Annotated in this window: 14 protein-coding genes; 5 read left to right on the top strand and 9 right to left on the bottom strand. The window is 42.2% G+C overall.

Annotation, left to right across the window (positions count from 1 at the left end; all coding sequences use genetic code 11):
• Positions 1–23 precede the first annotated feature (23 nt).
• Positions 24–824 (top strand): carbon-nitrogen hydrolase family protein, encoded by an 801-nt coding sequence (locus ACFSQ3_RS00615; protein ID WP_380866598.1) that lies wholly within the window; start codon positions 24–26, stop codon positions 822–824.
• A gap of 98 nt (positions 825–922) precedes the next feature.
• On the opposite strand, the gene rplT is transcribed toward ACFSQ3_RS00615, so the two are convergent.
• The 5 genes from rplT to ACFSQ3_RS00590 all read right to left on the bottom strand — a co-directional run bounded on the left by rplT (position 923) and on the right by ACFSQ3_RS00590 (position 6,232).
• Positions 923–1,267, bottom strand: coding sequence for a 50S ribosomal protein L20 (rplT, locus tag ACFSQ3_RS00610; RefSeq protein ID WP_380866596.1), 345 nt, complete (start codon positions 1,265–1,267; stop codon positions 923–925).
• 94 nt (positions 1,268–1,361) lie between these two features.
• A complete protein-coding gene (gene rpmI / locus ACFSQ3_RS00605) occupies positions 1,362–1,562 on the bottom strand; it encodes a 50S ribosomal protein L35 (RefSeq protein ID WP_066752870.1) in 201 nt (66 codons plus the stop codon).
• Positions 1,563–1,596: 34 nt separating this feature from the next.
• Positions 1,597–2,166 carry a translation initiation factor IF-3 gene (gene infC / locus ACFSQ3_RS00600; RefSeq protein WP_380866594.1) on the bottom strand — a complete coding sequence of 190 codons (570 nt, stop codon included), beginning with the start codon at positions 2,164–2,166 and terminating at the stop codon, positions 1,597–1,599.
• Between the two features lie 13 nt (positions 2,167–2,179).
• Positions 2,180–4,105 carry a threonine--tRNA ligase gene (gene thrS / locus ACFSQ3_RS00595; protein WP_380866592.1) on the bottom strand — a complete coding sequence of 642 codons (1,926 nt, stop codon included), beginning with the start codon at positions 4,103–4,105 and terminating at the stop codon, positions 2,180–2,182.
• 291 nt (positions 4,106–4,396) lie between these two features.
• Positions 4,397–6,232, bottom strand: a complete 1,836-nt coding sequence (locus tag ACFSQ3_RS00590) for a YfbK domain-containing protein (RefSeq protein WP_380866591.1) — start codon at positions 6,230–6,232, stop codon at positions 4,397–4,399.
• Between the two features lie 80 nt (positions 6,233–6,312).
• Here ACFSQ3_RS00590 and ACFSQ3_RS00585 point away from each other — a divergent pair, with 80 nt between their 5' ends.
• Both ACFSQ3_RS00585 and ACFSQ3_RS00580 read left to right on the top strand, forming a co-directional pair.
• The gene (locus tag ACFSQ3_RS00585) at positions 6,313–6,891 is read left to right on the top strand and encodes an RNA polymerase sigma factor (protein WP_380866589.1); all 579 of its coding nucleotides are present in this window, start codon (positions 6,313–6,315) and stop codon (positions 6,889–6,891) included.
• The gene (locus ACFSQ3_RS00580) at positions 6,881–8,164 is read left to right on the top strand and encodes a TonB family protein (protein ID WP_380866587.1); all 1,284 of its coding nucleotides are present in this window, start codon (positions 6,881–6,883) and stop codon (positions 8,162–8,164) included. The genes ACFSQ3_RS00585 and ACFSQ3_RS00580 overlap by 11 nt, the downstream gene beginning before the upstream one ends.
• A gap of 271 nt (positions 8,165–8,435) precedes the next feature.
• Here the strand turns inward: ACFSQ3_RS00580 and tsaD are convergent, their stop codons facing one another.
• Positions 8,436–9,440, bottom strand: a complete 1,005-nt coding sequence (tsaD, locus tag ACFSQ3_RS00575) for a tRNA (adenosine(37)-N6)-threonylcarbamoyltransferase complex transferase subunit TsaD (protein ID WP_380866585.1) — start codon at positions 9,438–9,440, stop codon at positions 8,436–8,438.
• A 29-nt stretch (positions 9,441–9,469) separates the two neighbouring features.
• Between tsaD and ACFSQ3_RS00570 the strand changes: the two genes are divergently transcribed.
• Entirely contained in the window at positions 9,470–13,894 is a 4,425-nt protein-coding gene (locus ACFSQ3_RS00570; RefSeq protein ID WP_449329212.1) for a translocation/assembly module TamB domain-containing protein, read from the top strand.
• Positions 13,895–13,941: 47 nt separating this feature from the next.
• Here ACFSQ3_RS00570 and ACFSQ3_RS00565 read toward each other — a convergent pair whose 3' ends face one another.
• The 3 genes from ACFSQ3_RS00565 to ACFSQ3_RS00555 are packed head-to-tail and all read right to left on the bottom strand — an operon-like array spanning position 13,942 to position 16,979.
• On the bottom strand, positions 13,942–14,226 hold the full coding sequence (locus tag ACFSQ3_RS00565) for a hypothetical protein (RefSeq protein WP_380866583.1): 285 nt from the start codon (positions 14,224–14,226) through the stop codon (positions 13,942–13,944).
• A gap of 18 nt (positions 14,227–14,244) precedes the next feature.
• Positions 14,245–16,482, bottom strand: coding sequence for a Tex family protein (locus ACFSQ3_RS00560; RefSeq protein WP_380866581.1), 2,238 nt, complete (start codon positions 16,480–16,482; stop codon positions 14,245–14,247).
• Between the two features lie 29 nt (positions 16,483–16,511).
• Complete coding sequence (locus ACFSQ3_RS00555) at positions 16,512–16,979, bottom strand: Sec-independent protein translocase subunit TatA/TatB (protein WP_380866580.1); 468 nt, start codon at positions 16,977–16,979, stop codon at positions 16,512–16,514.
• Positions 16,980–17,129: 150 nt separating this feature from the next.
• Here ACFSQ3_RS00555 and ACFSQ3_RS00550 point away from each other — a divergent pair, with 150 nt between their 5' ends.
• Positions 17,130–18,497 carry an MATE family efflux transporter gene (locus ACFSQ3_RS00550; RefSeq protein ID WP_380866578.1) on the top strand — a complete coding sequence of 456 codons (1,368 nt, stop codon included), beginning with the start codon at positions 17,130–17,132 and terminating at the stop codon, positions 18,495–18,497.
• Positions 18,498–18,536 lie beyond the last annotated feature (39 nt).

Raw genomic sequence — 18,536 nt, 5'->3', positions numbered from 1 at the left:
TAGATTAATATCTAAACATAAAAATGAAAATAGCATTAGCCTCTCCTCTTATTCCAGATTCTCTATCTACAGGTTTAGATTCTCTTCGCGCATTAACGAAAGCAGCATCATCACAACATGCCAAAATCGTATGTTTTCCAGAATCCTTCTTGCCTGGATACCCCGGAATGGGCTATTCAGTAGAAGATCGGACGGAAGAATCACTAAAAAATGCTTTAAACGATGCCTGCATCGCTGCTGCAGAAAACGATATAGCAATAATACTTCCGATGGATTATTACCTAGATGAGGTATTGCATAATTTAGCCTTCGTAATTGACAGCAATGGAGATGTAATAGGCTATCAAACCAAAAACCAGTTAGACCCAAGCGAAGACAACATCTGGACTGCGGGTGAAAATCGCCAGCTATTCGAAATTGATGGGCTAAAATTCGGAATTACAATTTGTCATGAAGGATTTCGATATCCCGAATCGGTCAGATGGGCTGCGTGTAACGATGCACAAATCGTATTTCATCCACATTTCTCTGGAGGCGATGATAATGGATTAGTGTTAGAAAAATTTGGCGACATCTCAAATCCGTATTATGAAAAGGCAATGTTGATGCGAGCTTTAGAGAATACTATATATTTTGCGAGCGTGAATTATGCATCCAAATTCACAGAATCCGCCTCGGCTGTGATTAACCCGGAAGGTTCGCTCTTAGCGCATCAACCCTATGGTGTTGAAGGTGTATTGGTCGTCGACATTGACTTAACTAAAGCAACTGGATTGCTGGCCAAAAGATTTAAACCTCAATTGTTTGTATATTATCTACGTTAGATAAAGATAGCACAACGTAATTCAACTCGCTCAAAACAAAAAAGGAACCCGAAGGTTCCTTTTTCATATCTCTAACAAATTGATAACGGGTTAAAACTCTATTTTACTGCGTCTACAACTGCTTTGAAAGCGTCTGGATTGTTCAATGCTAAGTCAGCAAGAACTTTACGGTTCAAACCGATGTTTTTAGCATTCAACTTTCCAATTAGTTGAGAATACGAAACGCCGTGTTGACGTGCGCCCGCATTAATACGCTGGATCCATAAAGCTCTGAACTCGCGTTTTTTGGTTTTACGGTCGCGGTAAGCGTACTGTAAACCTTTTTCTACTGTATTTTTAGCAATAGTATAAACTTTGCTACGTGAACCGAAATAGCCTTTGGCTAATTTCATGATTCTTTTTCTTCTTCTTCTCGAAGCTACTGCGTTAACCGAACGTGGCATATTGATGAAATTTTATTTGGTTAAAGGCGTTACGTTTTTCAGCAATCTTACAACCTACAACCTGGTTAAAAAATATTATTAAAGGATTTTTGACTTATTTACCGATAGCAAGCATGCGTTTCACATTGCCCATATCAGCGTCATGAACATAACTAGTTTGTGTCAAGTTACGTTTTTGTTTAGTCGTTTTCTTAGTCAAGATGTGGCTTTTGAAGGCACTTTTTCTTGCAATTTTACCTGTTCCAGTAAGCTTAAAACGTTTTTTAGCGCTGGAATTGGTTTTTACTTTTGGCATAATACTATAAATTATATATCAATCTGTTAGATGTTTATTTTTTAGCCGCAACTTTCGGAGCTAGCGTTAAGAACATACGCTTCCCTTCTAATTTAGGAAGCAATTCTACCTTCCCAACATCCTCAAGCGCTTGCGCGAAGCGAAGCAATAAAATTTCGCCTTGCTCCTTGAACACGATCGCACGACCTTTAAAGTGAACATAAGCACGCACCTTTTCGCCACTTTCCAAAAACTTCATGGCATGCTTCAACTTAAATTCAAAATCGTGATCGCTCGTATTTGGTCCGAAACGGATTTCTTTAATAACTGTCTGCTTGGCGTTCGCCTTAATTTCCTTTTGTTTTTTCTTTTGCTCGTAAACGAATTTACTATAGTCAATGATCTTACAAACGGGAGGCGTCGCATTTGGAGAGATCTCCACCAAATCCAACTCCAACTCATCAGCAAGTTCTACCGCTTTACGAGTGGGATAAATCCCAGGTTCAATATTATCACCTACAAGACGTACCTCAGGTACGCGGATGTTTTCATTGATGCGGTGTTCAGGCTCCTTTTTACGGATTGGCCCTCTACCTCTGTTACCAAAATTGCTACTTTTTGCCAAATGCTTATGAAATTTAAACGGTTATTTCTTTAATCAATAATTCTTTGAATGCTTCTGAGCTCATAGAACCCAAATCGACAGACCCATGCTTACGAACAGATACCGTGCCACTTTCGATCTCCTTATCGCCGATAATCAACATATAAGGCAGTTTTTTCATCTCAGCATCACGAATCTTACGTCCGACCTTCTCATCACGTAAGTCAATCAGTCCGCAAATATCGGAATTATTTAGGGAATTTAAAACATTTTGCGCGTATTCCTCATATTTTTCAGACACCGGCAAAATGATAAATTGCTCTGGTGCAAGCCATAACGGGAATTGTCCGGCGCAGTGTTCAATCAATACCGCAACAAAACGCTCCAAGGAACCAAATGGTGCGCGGTGGATCATTACCGGACGATGTTTTTGATTATCGCTACCTGTGTATTCCAACTCAAAACGCTCCGGCAAGTTGTAATCCACCTGAATCGTTCCTAGCTGCCATTTACGACCAAGCGCATCTTTTACCATGAAATCCAACTTCGGACCATAGAACGCTGCTTCGCCATATTCTACAACGGATTTCAATACTTTTTCTTCCGCGGCCTCAATAATGGATTGCTCCGCTAGCGCCCAATTCTCGTCCGTACCGATATATTTCGTTTTGTTTGCCGGATCACGCAAAGAAACTTGAGCTGTGTAATCTTCAAAACCTAATGCGTTAAACACATACAACACTAAATCAATTACTTTCTTAAACTCTTCTTTCACCTGATCAGGACGACAGAATAAATGGGCATCATCCTGCGTAAATCCGCGAACGCGAGTCAATCCGTGCAATTCACCCGATTGTTCGTAACGGTAAACTGTACCGAATTCCGCAAAACGAACCGGCAAATCTTTGTATGAACGCGGTTTTGTTTTGTATATTTCGCAGTGGTGCGGACAGTTCATCGGTTTCAAAAAGAACTCCTCTCCTTCCACCGGCGTTTTGATTGGCTGGAAAGCATCTTCGCCATATTTTTCATAGTGACCGGAAGTCACATACAATTGCTTATGTCCAATATGCGGAGTGATTACAGGCTCGTAACCTGCTTTCAATTGAGCACGTTGCAGGAAATCGGTTAGCTTTTGACGCAAAGCAGCTCCTTTTGGCAACCACAATGGCAATCCCATTCCCACTTTTTCAGAGAAGGTAAACAATTCCAATTCTTTACCCAATTTACGGTGATCACGTTTTTTGGCTTCCTCGATCATTTTCAGATAATCGGTTAATTCAGAAGCTTTCGGAAACGTTACACCATAAATACGTGTTAATTGCTTGCGCGATTCATCACCGCGCCAGTATGCTCCTGCAACGTTGGTTAATTTGATCGCTTTGATCACCCCCGTTTGCGGAATATGCGGACCACGACACAAATCGGTGAATTCACCTTGCGTGTAGAACGTAATTTTTCCGTCTTCCAAATCCATAATTAGATCCAGCTTGTATTCGTCGCCTTTTTCTTCAAAATATGCCAAAGCATCCGCTTTAGAAACTGGCTTGCGTTCGAAAACTTGCTTTTGCTTTGCTAGCTCCAGCATTTTGTCTTCTACTTTCTTGAAATCATCCGAAGAAAACTCTTGATCGCCGAAATCTACATCGTAATAGAAGCCGGTTTGAATAGCCGGACCAATACCGAATTTAATTCCCGGATAAAGCGCTTCTAAAGCTTCTGCCAATAAGTGTGCGGACGAATGCCAAAAGGTTGATTTTCCTTGTTCATCGTTCCACGTCAGCAATTTTACCTGCGCATCGTTTTCAATAGCACGGGATGCATCCCAAACTTCGCCATCTACTTCGGCAGCTAAAACGTTTCTTGCTAAACCTTCGGAAATCGACAAGGCGATCTGCATAGCAGTTACGCCGGATTCGTATGCACGGACAGAGCCGTCTGGAAGTGTAATGTTAATCATAGTACAACTTATGATTTTAGATTATAAATAAATGTTTGACCACGCGCTGGAAGGCACTGCATACTACGCAGGCGAACTTCTTACGCATTTTTAATACCGAGGAAATCTCCATTCCAAAGCGCCACAAATGTCCGAAAAAAAATCAGAAAAGCGAGTATATTTGATGGATATGGATTTAAAATCAATTCCTATTTTTTGATAGCCCGATTAACATGATATTGTCGGCGGACTTATCGCAACGGTTGGCGTGGCGTTTATTTGTTATGCGCCACGCTAACCCGCGTTTGTTGATTATTGCTGTACCTTCCAAAGTGCTTTACCATCTTGTGCCAAGCGAATAAATTCTGATCGATAACCTTCCTCATCTCGACCTTTCGCTTCTTTAGCGCGTTGGATAAGCTTATCAAAATCAGCTTGCTGCTTGTAAGCAGAATTCCTGATCAACATCCCGAATTCAGCAACCGCCGTAGCAAACCGAAAATCTTGTGAAACTTGTGTCAACGCTATTGCGTTGGGAGCGACGATGTGACTAACCAATTTGCTTTTTGCACCATCGGGTTCTTTGTAACGAAATTTTACGGTAGCCAGCTCTTTACTATTACGGTTACCTACTTTATTTTCCGCTTTCTGATATTTCAAGTCATCCACTGAACCACTAAAGTTACTTTCTACGCCGACTGGAACAATTTCATAAAGCGCAGTAACGTTATGGCCAACGCCCATATCTCCACCCAATTTTTCATCATTATTGAAATCTTCTGCTTCCAATAGATTATGCTCATAACCAACCAAACGATAGGATTGCACAAATTGGGGATTGAATTCTACTTGGATTTTCACATCCTTCGCCACCGTAAATAAGCTAGCGCCAAATTCGGTTACAATTGCTTTTCTCGCTTCCGAAATATTATCAATATAGGCGTAGTTTCCGTGGCCTTTATTCGCCAGCAACTCCAATTTGCTATCTTTATAATTTCCCATTCCGTAACCTAGAATGGATAGCGAAATACCATGTTCACGTTCCTTTGAAATCAAACGTTCCATATCTGAATCACTTGATTCTCCGATGTTAAAATCACCATCAGTTGCCAAAATAATGCGATTGTTTCCTTTTTTCACAAAATGATCGCGTGCAATTTGGTATGCTTTAGTCAATCCGGCACCACCAGCCGTTCCGCCAGAAGCTCCCAATCCATCAATAACATCCTTGATTTTCCGTTTCTGCGTTCCTGCTGTACTTTCTAAAGCTACGTTAGCTACCCCAGCATACGTGACTATCGCTACGCGATCCTCATCGCGCAATTGATCCACTAACATTTTATAGGAACTTTTCACCAAAGGCAACTTGTTACTGCTCGACATGGAACCTGAAACATCTATTAAAAACACAAAATTCGCTGCCGGCAAACTTTTTGTCGGAATGTCTTTCGCTTTTAAGGCAATACGCATCAACTGATGGTGGCTATTCCACGGCGCTTGCGTCAATTCCGTGGTTACATGAACTGGATCCGCATTTTTTGGCCCTTCCAAATCGTATGTAAAATAATTAATCATTTCTTCCACACGAACCGCATCAGGCGGAGGCATTTGCCCTTGATTCAAATAACGGCGAACATTGCTGTATGAAGCCCCATCCACGTCCGCAGCGAAGGTAGATAAAGGTGTTTTAGTGACGCGCAGAAAATTATTCTCATTAATTCCCTTGTAGCTTTCCGTCGGTGCAAAATAAACGGCTCGATGGGCAGTGCGAACGTACATCTTCGCATCCGCTCCAACACTTGCAGTCATTGGAACTGTATTATGCATCACCATTTCGCGCGCAATTACACTTTCCGGACGGGAAAGCAGTACATCCATCCGACTGGATTTATCAACCGCCTTTTCTACCGAGTTAAATCCCGATCGCGAAAACACCAGCACTTCTCCTTCTTCCGCTTTAATTTGGTAATAACCCTTTTTGTCTGTCAGCGCTTTTACCGCTTTTCCCTTAATTTGAACCGTTACTTCCGCTATGGGCAAGTTCGAGCCATCTTCGCGAACATATCCACTAATTGGTTTACCCGTTGCTGCTTGTACACCGAAAAAGATCATCAAGATCCACCATGCATTTATCAAATTTGCTTTCATATCGTTTTGTTTTTTGGCAAGGGATGCGGCGGTTGGCATATTTCCATAACTGAATAAAAAAAATTATTTTGTGGCACGGAATGGATCTATTAAAATCAACCAAGCACAGCGATGAAACCGATGAATTTCTATTAGCGCAATACAAAAGCGGTAGAGATTTAGCTATCCTTGGTGATTTATATCAGCGTCACACGGAAATGATCTACTACGTTTGTTTCCGGTATTTTAAGGGCAGCGAACGCTGCAAAGATGCTGTGATGCAAATCTTTGAGGAACTGGTCAAAAAGGTCGATCGACAGGAGATTCAAAATTTTCAAAAATGGATTTATGTCGTTGCAAAAAATCATTGCTTAATGCAATTGCGTTCCGAAAAAGTGCGACAAGTAGATTTATCAGAAAACTTTGTGGAATTTTCAGTTGTTCCGCATCCGGAGGATGATCGGGAAGAAAAGGAACGGCAGTTACAATCGCTGGAGCGATGTATTGAAAAGTTACCCGAAAAACAAAAACAGGCGGTTGAGTTGTTTTTCCTGCAGGAAAAATGTTATAAAGATATTGCCAGCTTGACCGGCTATAGCATGGATGGCGTTAAGAGCTACATCCAGAATGGGAAAAGGAATTTGAAGCTTTGTATAGAAAAGGATCGTGATGAACAGTAAGCCAAACATAGAAGACATACGCCGATACGTACGCGGTGAAATGTCTCCTCGCGAGATGTTTGAGCTGGAGCGCCTCGCTGAGGCGGATGAAATGATCATGGATATTCTACAAGGCGTACAGTCAGAATTCAATCAAGGCATCAATCCGATTGCCGTACAAGAACTTAATCAGAACATTCATCGTCGAACCACAAAGGAAAACGCTCAAGCGGAGCCGATTATTGAGAAAGAAATCCCGCAAACTACGCGAAGAAAATTCCCTTATCGTTGGATAGCTTCGGCAGCTGCTGTTTTGCTAGTTTTCGGCGTAGGAACAACCTATTGGCTCAATCGCGATCCTAATCAGGAAATCGCTTCGATGGAACCTTTAAATATTGGCAAGAAAAAACCATCTGTTGCCACACAAGAACCGAACATAAACGCCGAGCAATATGTCACTAGTGAAGAAAGTTCCTTGCCCAATGTACCAGAAAGCAATCCGCAGCGATTAGCTTACGGCAGCCAACGAAATAAGCCTAAGTCAAAACGCGAAGGTTCAGGAAGATTGACTTCATTGGATACTTTTCCTATTCAAATCATCCCATCCAATGCCGAAGAATTAGTTTCTCAAAGTTTAGGATATGGAAAAAGTGAACAGATTGCTTATCAAGAGATATCTGCTGCTCCACGTACCGCATCGCGAATGGCAAACTCCGCTGTGAGTATGAGTCCGCGAGCGTCCAATTTAGATGTCGCATCGCTCAACGAAATAAAATCTATCACAACGGGTATTGTGTTGGATGGCCAAACGCAAAAACCTATATCCGGTGCGACGATTCGTAGTCTGGATATGGAAAATGCAATCACCACGGATGCTACAGGTAAGTTTATCTTAGGATCGAAAACAGAAAATGCCAATCTATTGGTGCAAGCAGCGGGATTCGAACCCACGCAACGAATTGCCGACGGCGCTATGCGTATTGAACTTATGCCTTTAGTTTCGGCCGTCAAGAAAACGAATGGAGCTAATTCTTCAATCAGAAGTAGTAAGCCAACTATGGATTTATTCGCCTATCAACAACATATCGACAGCGTCGCTCAAGAAAAAAACATGGGACATGGCGAGGTAACGCTTTCTTTTCACATCAATGCTAATGGTAAACCAACGGATATCGCCGTAAAGAAGAGCGCTGGTGCGAAGCTTGATCGCCAAGCGATCCGAATCATCCAGAATGGCCCGGCATGGATTCGCGGCACGAATAAGGAAGCTGCTGAATGGACGATTAGATTTTAGTGGGGTTGATAAGGTTCTTAGGGTTGAGATAGTTTATAAGGTTGATAATGTAAAGTCGTTTAGCTGTGAAATTCTGAGATTGCTTCACCACTCGTCCCTCGGGTTCGCAAAGACGGATTTTTTTTGACAATTGCGCGGAGGTACGACAACCGCCGAAAGCAGCTTCGAAGAAAACCGATCTATCTTTTAATCATGTAGGTTTATTTTCTCTCAAAATTGCGCTCGAGCCACGCTGGCTCGAACATTTATCAAGAAAAGTTTGCGTGTAAACCTATCCTACCGACATGCGTGCTAGCGGAGTAATCTCTTGTCCAACAAAATCGCCTTGCAGGAACTTGTGATACCCAGCAATGGCAATCATAGCCGCATTATCCGTACAATATTCGAACTTCGGGATAAAAACATCCAGCTTTCTCTGTTCGCCCATTTCTTGCAATTGCTTACGCAAACCTGAGTTAGCGGATACACCGCCCGCAATAGCAACCTGACGAACGCCTGTTTGCTTTACTGCTTTTTTCAGCTTATTTAATAAGATAGAAACGATGCGATCTTGAACGGTTGCGCATAGATCAGCCATTCGATGTTCCAAAAACTGTGGATCGGCTTTCATTTCTCGTTGCACCAAATATAGAATAGCTGTTTTTAAGCCGGAAAAACTAAAATTCAAATCTGGAATTTGTGGTTCGGGCAATACAAAAGCTTTTGGATTCCCATCCGCAGCATATTTATCGATTAACGGTCCACCCGGATAAGGCAGATTGAGAATTTTTGCGGTTTTATCGAACGCCTCGCCCGCCGCATCGTCCAATGTTTCGCCGATCAATTCCATGTCGAAATAATCTTTTACCAAAACAATCTGCGTATGTCCACCAGAAACCGTTAAGCATAAAAATGGAAATTGAGGTTTTGGATCTTCGATGAAATGCGCCAAAATATGAGCCTGCATGTGGTTGACTTCCACCAACGGAATGTTGCGTGCTAATGCGAAAGATTTGGCGAAAGATGTGCCAACCAATAAAGAACCCAACAAACCGGGACCACGCGTAAACGCTACCGACGTAATATCTTCTTTTGTTATGCCAGCCTGCTTGATTGCTTCATCCACTGTCGGGATTATATTCTGCTGATGCGCACGAGAGGCCAACTCCGGCACAACGCCTCCGTACTTTGCGTGAACAAGTTGGTTGGCAATAATATTTGACTTAATTTTGCCATCTATACAGATAGATGCAGAAGTCTCGTCACAGGAAGATTCTATACCAAGAATAACAGTCATAGCAGGGTTCGCACTTATTCGATTGCAAAATTATCAAAAAAATAATAAAAATAGCGGCCTACATCCTGCTCACTATTGTGGTGATGCTGGCCATATTTACCTTTTCGCTGCAATTTGCCGTCGTACAAACCTTTGTAGCTAAAAAAGCAACTAACTACCTTTCCAGTGAACTGGATGCGAAAGTTTCACTTTCCGGCATTTACTTTCATCCTTTTTCTGCTTTAGTTGTTCACGATTTCACATTAGATGATCCAAAAGGCGAGCGCTTGATTTCCAGCGATCGTCTATATTTCAGTCTTTCGCTTGGTGGATTGTTACAAAACAGGATTCGTATCAAAGATGTTTATTTGGCGGAAGGTTATGTTAACTATGTTTCGTACAAGGACAGCTCGAACTTCGATTTTCTAATCGATTATTTTTCTCCGAAGAAAAAAACGACAAAGCCATCGAAAAAAAAGATGGAAATTGCGTTGGATCGATTTGAGATATCGAACAGCAAATTGCTATTCACCGATGCTACCAAGAAACATCATGATCGCGGGATCGATTACTCCAAAATGGAGCTTTCGGAATTGTCGGGCATCTTTTCGGATATTTCGCTGGACACAGCTTATCAACATGTATCCATTAAAAATTTACGATTTCGGGAACGATCCGGTTTCGAATTAAAAAATTTGAGTACGTCGGTTTCCTTGCAAAAGAAAACCATGATTTTCGATGATTTAGAGTTACTAACCAATCGCTCGAAGCTGACGAACTTCCTCCGTTTCGACTTTGATAAATTGGATGACTTTGGTGATTTCGTTAAAAAAGTCACCATCAATGCGCGCTTAGAAAATGCCTTTATCGATTCTCGGGATATCGCATTTTTTGCGCCGGATGTTCGATTTGTTCAATTTCAAACAGCTGTTCAAACCGCATTACTTTCGGGAACTATCGCTGAAATCACCGCACGCAATGTTTCGTTAACGACCAAACAACAAACCGCCTTAAAAGGTCGATTCCGCATCAAAGGTTTGCCGGATATCGATAAAACGATTTTCGATTTTTCTGAGGTTTCACTCAAATCACATCCACAGGACATCAACGTTCTCGTTCAAGAGTTAGCTAACGATCCAAAATTTAAACTACCTGAACAGATCGAGTCGTTAGGTCGGCTCGGCTTTCAAGGGAGTTTTGTTGGGTTATATAATGACTTTGATGTTGATGGCGCGTTTCAGACTGAATTGGGGGATATAAAAACAAATACATCCATCGAAATCGGCAAGGAACTGGTTTATGCGGGCGCGCTAACATCACCAAACTTTAATCTTGGAGCGATCGCAAAAAATAATATCGTTGGAAATGCTGGATTGGATTTGAAATTCGACGGCAAAAACACAGATTTATCAAAGCTCGATATCGCTTTAGAAGGAACATTAACGCAGCTGGAATTACAACAGAACACACTGCAAAAAGTACAACTTCAAGCGAATCTAAAAGAGCAAATTCTGCAAACTACCGGACAAATCTCCGATCCATTCGCGGCGCTGACCTACGATGCTCAAATCGATTTATCAGCGCAACAGCCAATTTACAAGCTTTCTGCGAATGTCGATCAGCTTCACCTAAGCGCGTTGCATTTCTTAAAAAAAGATAGCATCGTTGCTAGAAATGTTGATCTGAACGCGGAGTTTGCAGGCACAGATATCAATAATCTGTCGGGTTTTATAGAAACGGACGCCATTGCATTACAAACGCAAGATGGCCTTTTTCAAATTGAAGATTTTAAGTTCGAATCGGCGGGCGATCAAACCAACCGAAAGCTGATTCTGCAATCCAATGTATTGGACGCGGAACTGATCGGCACATTGGATCTGAATACAATTCAAGCATATTTTCAATCTTTGGCAGTACAATATGCCCCAGCGATTGGTCTCGAAAAGCAACCTTTCAATGATCAAAATTTTGATTTAAAAGTAGCTTTGAAATCCTTCGATCCGGTTTCTTCTTTTCTTGATTTACCATTATCGTTGGACGATGGCGCGTTGCTCAACGCAAACTTTTCTTCCGATAATTATATCGGGAACTTTAACTTTTCGAGTCCAAGCTTAAATTATAACGGCGTAAAATTGCATAATCTGCGAATCGATGAGAAAACAGATGCAAAGAACTTTTCTTTACGCTTATTAGCCGATCGGCTTTCTGTTGCTGACAGTATTTTTGTTAATAAGATTTCCGTCGAAAACATTCTTTCCAACGACAGCTTACACTTCGCTATTAAAGCTGCCGAATCGGACTGGCCGGATCGTTTACGTTTGAATGGACATATTCATTTCGAACATAACAAACCGGCATATATACATTTCGAGGAATCGAATATTGTCTTAAATAATGATCCTTGGAAAATCCAAGCTCAAAAAGAAATTCGCGTTTCAAAAGGAAAACTATATTTCGATCAATTTCGATTTACCCGAAATCAGGAAAACGTTGAGTTTAATGGTATTCTTTCGAATGAAGATGATGAATTACAGATCAGCTTTAATCGTTTTGGATTACAATCTTTGGAAGCTATCACCAATCCGCTAGGTATTCATCTTCGTGGAGAAATGAACGGGCAAGTGGCCATCCATTCGGTATTAAAATCGCCTTATTTTAAAGCAAATATTCAAACGACGCCGATTGTTTATAATGCCATTCCGATTGGACAACTTAATTTGGATGCCGATTTTAATCCAGAAAATAAGCTGGTCGATATCAAAGTAAATTTGTTGGACGCGCTGCACCGCGGATTCGAATTGGCAGGAACTTACGATTTGGATGATCCGGAAAACGCCCTTCAATTACGCGGAGAAATTCGCGAAATGGAACTTGTCTTGTTCCAACCCTTCTTGAAAGATTTGGTAAGTGATTTGACTGGAAAAAGCAGCGCGGAACTAAAAATTGGAGGCACGTTTCAAGCTCCGAAAATTTCTGGACAAGCACAGATTCAGCAAGCTTCGTTTACAGTTTTGTATTTGAATACAAACTATAGTCTGAGCGATCAAGCCATTTTGTTCGAAGATAATGTGGTTCGTTTTGCTAATTTACGGTTGAATGATGCGCAACGCCATGAAGCCGCTTCTTCCGGTTATCTGGATTTAAATCAACTGAGTGATCCGGAGATACAGGTGGAAGCGCGTGCAAATAATTTCATGGTGCTAAACACCACCTACAAAGAAAATAACACGTACTACGGAACCGCCTTTGCGACGGGTATTTTCAAATTTTCCGGCCGAACAACCAATTTAAATATCAACATTCAGGCATCTTCGAATCCGAATACCGTGATCACGATTCCATTGGATGCAGCGATGACGATTTCTGAAAGCGACTTTATTTATATGGTGCAACCGGAAGAAAGCAAATCGGTTGCTCAGAATAAAAATTTTCTGCAAGGATTGACCATGAATATGGACATTACGCTGACGCCTGATGCAGAAATGAATATTCATACCGATATTGGTCAGTTACGTGGAACGGGTGACGGTGAAGTCAATTTAAAACTGTCCAATCGCGGAGATTTCGAGATGTTTGGCGATTACAATATCGCTGCCGGAAAGTTCCATTTTGTGGCACAAGATTTCATCAATAAATATTTTGACATTAAGCAAGGCGGAACAATTCGTTGGACGGGTGATCCTACACAAGCCCAATTGGATGTTACGGCGATTTATCAGCAACGAACGGCTTTGGGTGCATTGTATAATTCCGCAGGGCGGCCACAAAACGATGAACGTGTGCTGGCACAAGCAGATATGATTATCGGCGGAACGCTCGGAAATCCGGATATTTCCTTCGATTTAAGTTTTCCGCTGACTCCGTACGTGAAAGATGAATTGCAAGCTTATTTGAGCGATGCAAATAATGTAAATCAGCAAGCATTGAGTTTGATTGTACGCCGAAGTTTTACGGCGACCAATGCAAATAATGAGTTTGGTAGAGAAGTAAACAACACCTTGTTATCAGCAGGAACAGAATTCGCTTTCAATCAGCTAAACGCGATAATTTCTCAATCGTTGAATGTGAATTTTCTAGATTTAAACATTCGCTCGCTAAACGACGCTTCTGCATCCTTGCGTTTGTTCGACGATCGTTTGGTATTGACAGGAGGAATTAGTGATAGAAGAAATTTACAGAATACCGATTTGACTTTTTTGTCTAACCGCGTGGCGACAGATGCAGAACTTACCTACCGCATTCGGAAAGATGGCAGCTTAATGTTTCGTGCTTATAATCGATTGAATACGCGAAATATGCTTTTCACACCAACGGATGAATACATCAATGCGGCAGGATTAATTTATCGACAGGAATTTAACACCTTTCAAGAATTCTTCCGCAGATTGATTACATTTAAGAAAAAAGAAGAAGAAAAGATCGAATTAATCGTTCCAATAGATTCAACCGCAACACCAATTTCAGATAAGAAATAAGTACGGCGATCGGATATTTTAAGGATATCCGATCAGCCATAATACATTTACAAAAACTTCTGCATAAGCGCTTCCCATTCCTGCTCCAATGTGCCCAAATAAGGTTCTTCTTTCGCTCTGCTGTACCAATAATTAGCATTCCATTGATCGCCTTCTACACGATGCAAATATGCGTGAACATGCGCCGAATCTTGATCACTGAGATGATCGACCAATGCGTGAGCTGTATGCCAATCTCCTTTTGCCTCATACCATAACGCCTTTAAGGGCGCCGACCAATTTGCGTTGGGCTCCAATTGCGTTAACGTTTGTTTGAATGCTGCAATGTTCATCGTTCCTCCGCTTTACGGTTATCTAAATTTATTTGCGAGCTGAGCCAGTTTAGCGCTCATATCTTCTGGAGCATCGTGCTTTTTAGCTGGCGGGCGTTGACTTCTTTGCTCCGGTTTTGATTTCGGACGTTTTGCTTCTTTGGTCTTCATGGATAAACTAATGCGATTCCGCTTTTCATCCACCTCAATCACCGTCACTTCGACCTGTTGCTGAACTTTAACCACCTCATTCGGATCCTGTACGAAGCGATTCGCCAACTGGCTTAAATGCACCAATCCATCCTGATGCACGCCTATATCCACAAACGCACCAAAGTTGGTAATGTTTGTGACGATTCCCGGAAGGCGCATGCCGACGCGAAGATCTTTAACCGCATTTACACCATCAGTAAAAGAAAACGCTTCAAACTGCGCTCTGGGATCCAACCCAGGTTTAGCTAACTCTGCAAGAATATCTTGCAAAGTGGGTAAGCCTACTTCCTCGGAAACATAATTCTTAGGATTAATCTGCTGCCGCAATTGCTCATCGCGAAGTAAATCCTGCACATTTGCTTTTAAATCCTTCGCCATTTTCTCCACTAAAGCGTAGCGCTCTGGATGCACGGCGGAAGCGTCCAATGGATGTTTAGCCTGACGAATACGTAAGAAACCAGCCGATTGTTCAAAAGCTTTAGCGCCCAATCTTGGGACTTTCTTCAGCTCAGCTCGCGAAGAAAATGGCCCATTTTCTTTTCGGTAATTGACAATTTGCTGCGCCAATGCCGGACCTAATCCAGAAACATAAGATAAAATTTGTTTCGATGCTGTATTCAGTTCGACACCAACCGCATTTACGCAGGACATTACGGTATCGTCCAACGCTTGCTGAAGTTTATTTTGATCGACATCGTGTTGATACTGACCAACACCAATCGATTTCGGATCGATTTTAACTAATTCGGCTAATGGATCCATCAAGCGACGGCCAATAGAAACGGCGCCACGCACAGTGATATCATGATCAGGGAACTCTTCGCGCGCTACCTCGGAAGCCGAATAAATAGATGCGCCGCTTTCATTTACCATCACCACAGGAATGCTAAAGTTAAGTTTACGAACGAAAGCTTCCGTTTCACGTCCAGCTGTTCCATTTCCAACAGCAATTGCGCCCACATTGTATTTAGAAACTAAATGCTTCACAGTTTTCTGCGCTTCGGCTTCGCCGCCAGCCCCATTGTGCGGAAAAATGGCGGTATTTTCCAATAAGTTGCCTTGCGCATCTAACACCACGGTTTTACATCCTGTCCGGAAGCCAGGGTCGATAGCTAATAAAGCAACCTCGCCAAGCGGAGCAGCCAATAACAGTTGACGAGCGTTTTCGGCAAAAACGCGAATTGCTTCTTCATCCGCTTTTTGACGAGTAAGCACGCGCATCTCGGTTTCCATCGAAGGCTTCAGCAAACGCTTGTAGCTATCTTGAATCGCCAACTCCATGTGTTGCGCCGCAGCGCCCCCACTTTTTACATATCTTTTTTCAATGGAAGGAATTACCGCTTCATCCTCTACTGTAATATCAAGATATAATAGCTCTTCCTTTTCTCCGCGACGCATCGCTAAAACACGATGCGATGGCGCATCAATTAAGGATTCCGACCATTCGAAATAATCGCGATATTTTTGCGCGCTTTCTTCCTTACCCGGCACAACGCGACAAACGAACTTGCCTTTTTTCTCCAAAACTCGGCGCACCGAATTTCTCACCTCAGCATCTTCATTAATCGTTTCTGCAACAATATCTCTTGCTCCAGCTAAGGCTTCTTCCGTGGTGTTTACGCCTTTTTCAGAGTCGATAAAATCTTCCGCTAAAGCATCAACATCTTTTTGATCTTGATTCAATAATGCTTCTGCCAATGGCTGTAAACCTTTATCCCGCGCGATGGATGCCCGAGTTTTCCGCTTTGGCTTGTAAGGCAAATAGATGTCTTCCAAAATAGCCATCGTGGCAGCTTGAAGAATTTGTGCTTCCAATTCCGCAGTGAGTTTACCTTGCTCCGCGACCGATTTCAGAATCGATTCTCGGCGTTTGTCCAAATCGCGCAACTGCTGCAATCGATCACGAATTGCACCAACCTGCACCTCGTCTAAACTTCCCGTAAGTTCTTTGCGATAACGTGAGATAAATGGTATAGTTGCTCCTTCATCCAACAATTGGATGGTAGGAAGCACTTGCTTAGGAGACAAACCAAGCTCCTGCGCGATTAAGATTTCGTGCGACATAAATTAAATAGAATACGTGCGAATGCGGTTTACGCTAGCTTGCTATCAGTTTCACTGTTATTATCTGATGATGCTGTCTCCGCAGGATTAGCAGCGGTTGCACTATGCGGATTATGCTGAAAAGTTCCAGCTGGAGCCGAAAATTTTGGCAAATTAGATTCTGGTTTCTTTTCGATGGATTCTGTTTCCGACGATGCTGTTTCTTCCGTTTTAACCGGTTCGTAGGCACGCATTTCTTCACTTACTGTTGCCGCTACCGGCGAAGATGTGGCAGCTTTGCTTTTTGCAGGCTCCTCAACATCCAAATCCTTTTCGAAATTGTTTATTTGGTCAGAAATTTCTCTTTTGATACCGTCGGAAGCATCTTTGAATTCGCGAATTCCTCTACCCAAACCACGCGCCAATTCTGGCAATTTCTTTCCCCCAAACAAAAATAGGATAACAATGACGATTAACATCATCTCTTGTGTCCCAATGTTTAAAAACGCTAAAGTCATGTTGCTATTTCCTAATGTTAAAGTGCTAAGGTAAGCAAAAAGTAAGAACTATAATCAGGTTTCCCTGTAAAGATATTGTAGCGCTCGCGCTGTGTAAAAGTTAATACAGCGATTCCACCGCTTCTGATTACCTTTGCTCAAATTTTTGTTATGTTCGCTTCTATCCGCAAAGAGAAAGCATTTTATGCTAGCACCATGGCTTTGGCCGCGCCAATTGTCATTTCGCAATTGGGACATACGATGGTGCACACCGCCGACACGATAATCGTGGGTCAATTTGCTGGGCGGATTCCCCTAGCGGCCGTTTCGCTGGTACACGCGGTTTTTATGGTGGTTTTAGTAATTGGCTTAGGAATCGCTTACGGTATCACACCATTAATTGCGCAACATAATGGAAAAAATAATTATGGGGAATGTGCTAAATTGCTCTCCAATAGCTTGTGGCTAAATGTGATTACTGGAGTTTTACTGTTTTGTGCGGTTTATTGGGGTTCTATGTATGCCATGCAGCACACGGATCAAGATCCTTTGGTAGTAGAAACGGCGAAACCGTATTTGTTTATTTTAGGATTATCGATCCTGCCGTTGATGGTGTTTAATGCTTTCAAGCAATTTACGGAAGGTTTAGGTTTCACGCGCCAAGCGATGAATATTACCATTTGGGGAAATGTATTGAATATTATTATCGCGATTATATTGGTTCGCGGTATGTTTGGTTTTCCAGCAATGGGCATTCGTGGTGTGGGAATTGCTACGCTGATCGATCGTGTTTTGATGATGGTCGTTATGGCAACTTATGTATTAAAATCAAAAAACTTCAAACGTTACTTAGCTGATTTTTCTCTTCGATTTATAGAGCGCACACGTATGTGGAATATCTTCAAAATTGGTGCGCCGGTAGCCATGCAATACGTGTTTGAAATTGGTGCTTTTGCAACCGCAGCACTCATCGCCGGAAAGATTGGTGCTTTGCAACAAGCGGCGCATCAGGTCGCCATTACACTGGCGGCGATGACGTATATGATGGCCAGTGGAATTGCTTCCGCGGCGACCATCAAAACCGGAAATGCCTTCGGAACCGGAAACTTCTATCGCTTACAGAAGTTTGCTAAAGTTTCTTATCGGTTGGTTTTGGTATTTATGATCTTTTGGGCAATTGTTTTTGCATTGTTTAATCGCTATTTACCGTTCATTATCACGCAAGATACTGCCGTAATCAGCATTTCGGCCGGATTACTTTTGATTGCAGGCATGTTCCAGCTTTTCGATGGCACGCAGGTGGTTGGTTTAGGCGTTTTACGCGGAATGGGCGATGTCAACGTGCCGACGGCCATTACGTTTGTAGCTTACTGGATTATCGGAGTGCCGAGTGCTTACCTGATGGGAATAACGTTGGATTGGGGCGTTCAAGGGATTTGGTACGGACTTACGCTGGGTTTATTGTCTTCTTCCGTACTTTTATATTGGCGATACAAAACGATTATTGTTCGTAAAATAACTACGCCGGCTATTCTATAAAAGCCGGCGTAGTTATTTCTTAATATAGTATTAAACTCG

Origin of the sequence: Sphingobacterium corticis, from assembly GCF_042684745.1 — a bacterium.
GTDB classification, from domain to species: domain Bacteria; phylum Bacteroidota; class Bacteroidia; order Sphingobacteriales; family Sphingobacteriaceae; genus Sphingobacterium; species Sphingobacterium corticis.
This window is presented reverse-complemented; position numbering and strand designations above follow the sequence as displayed.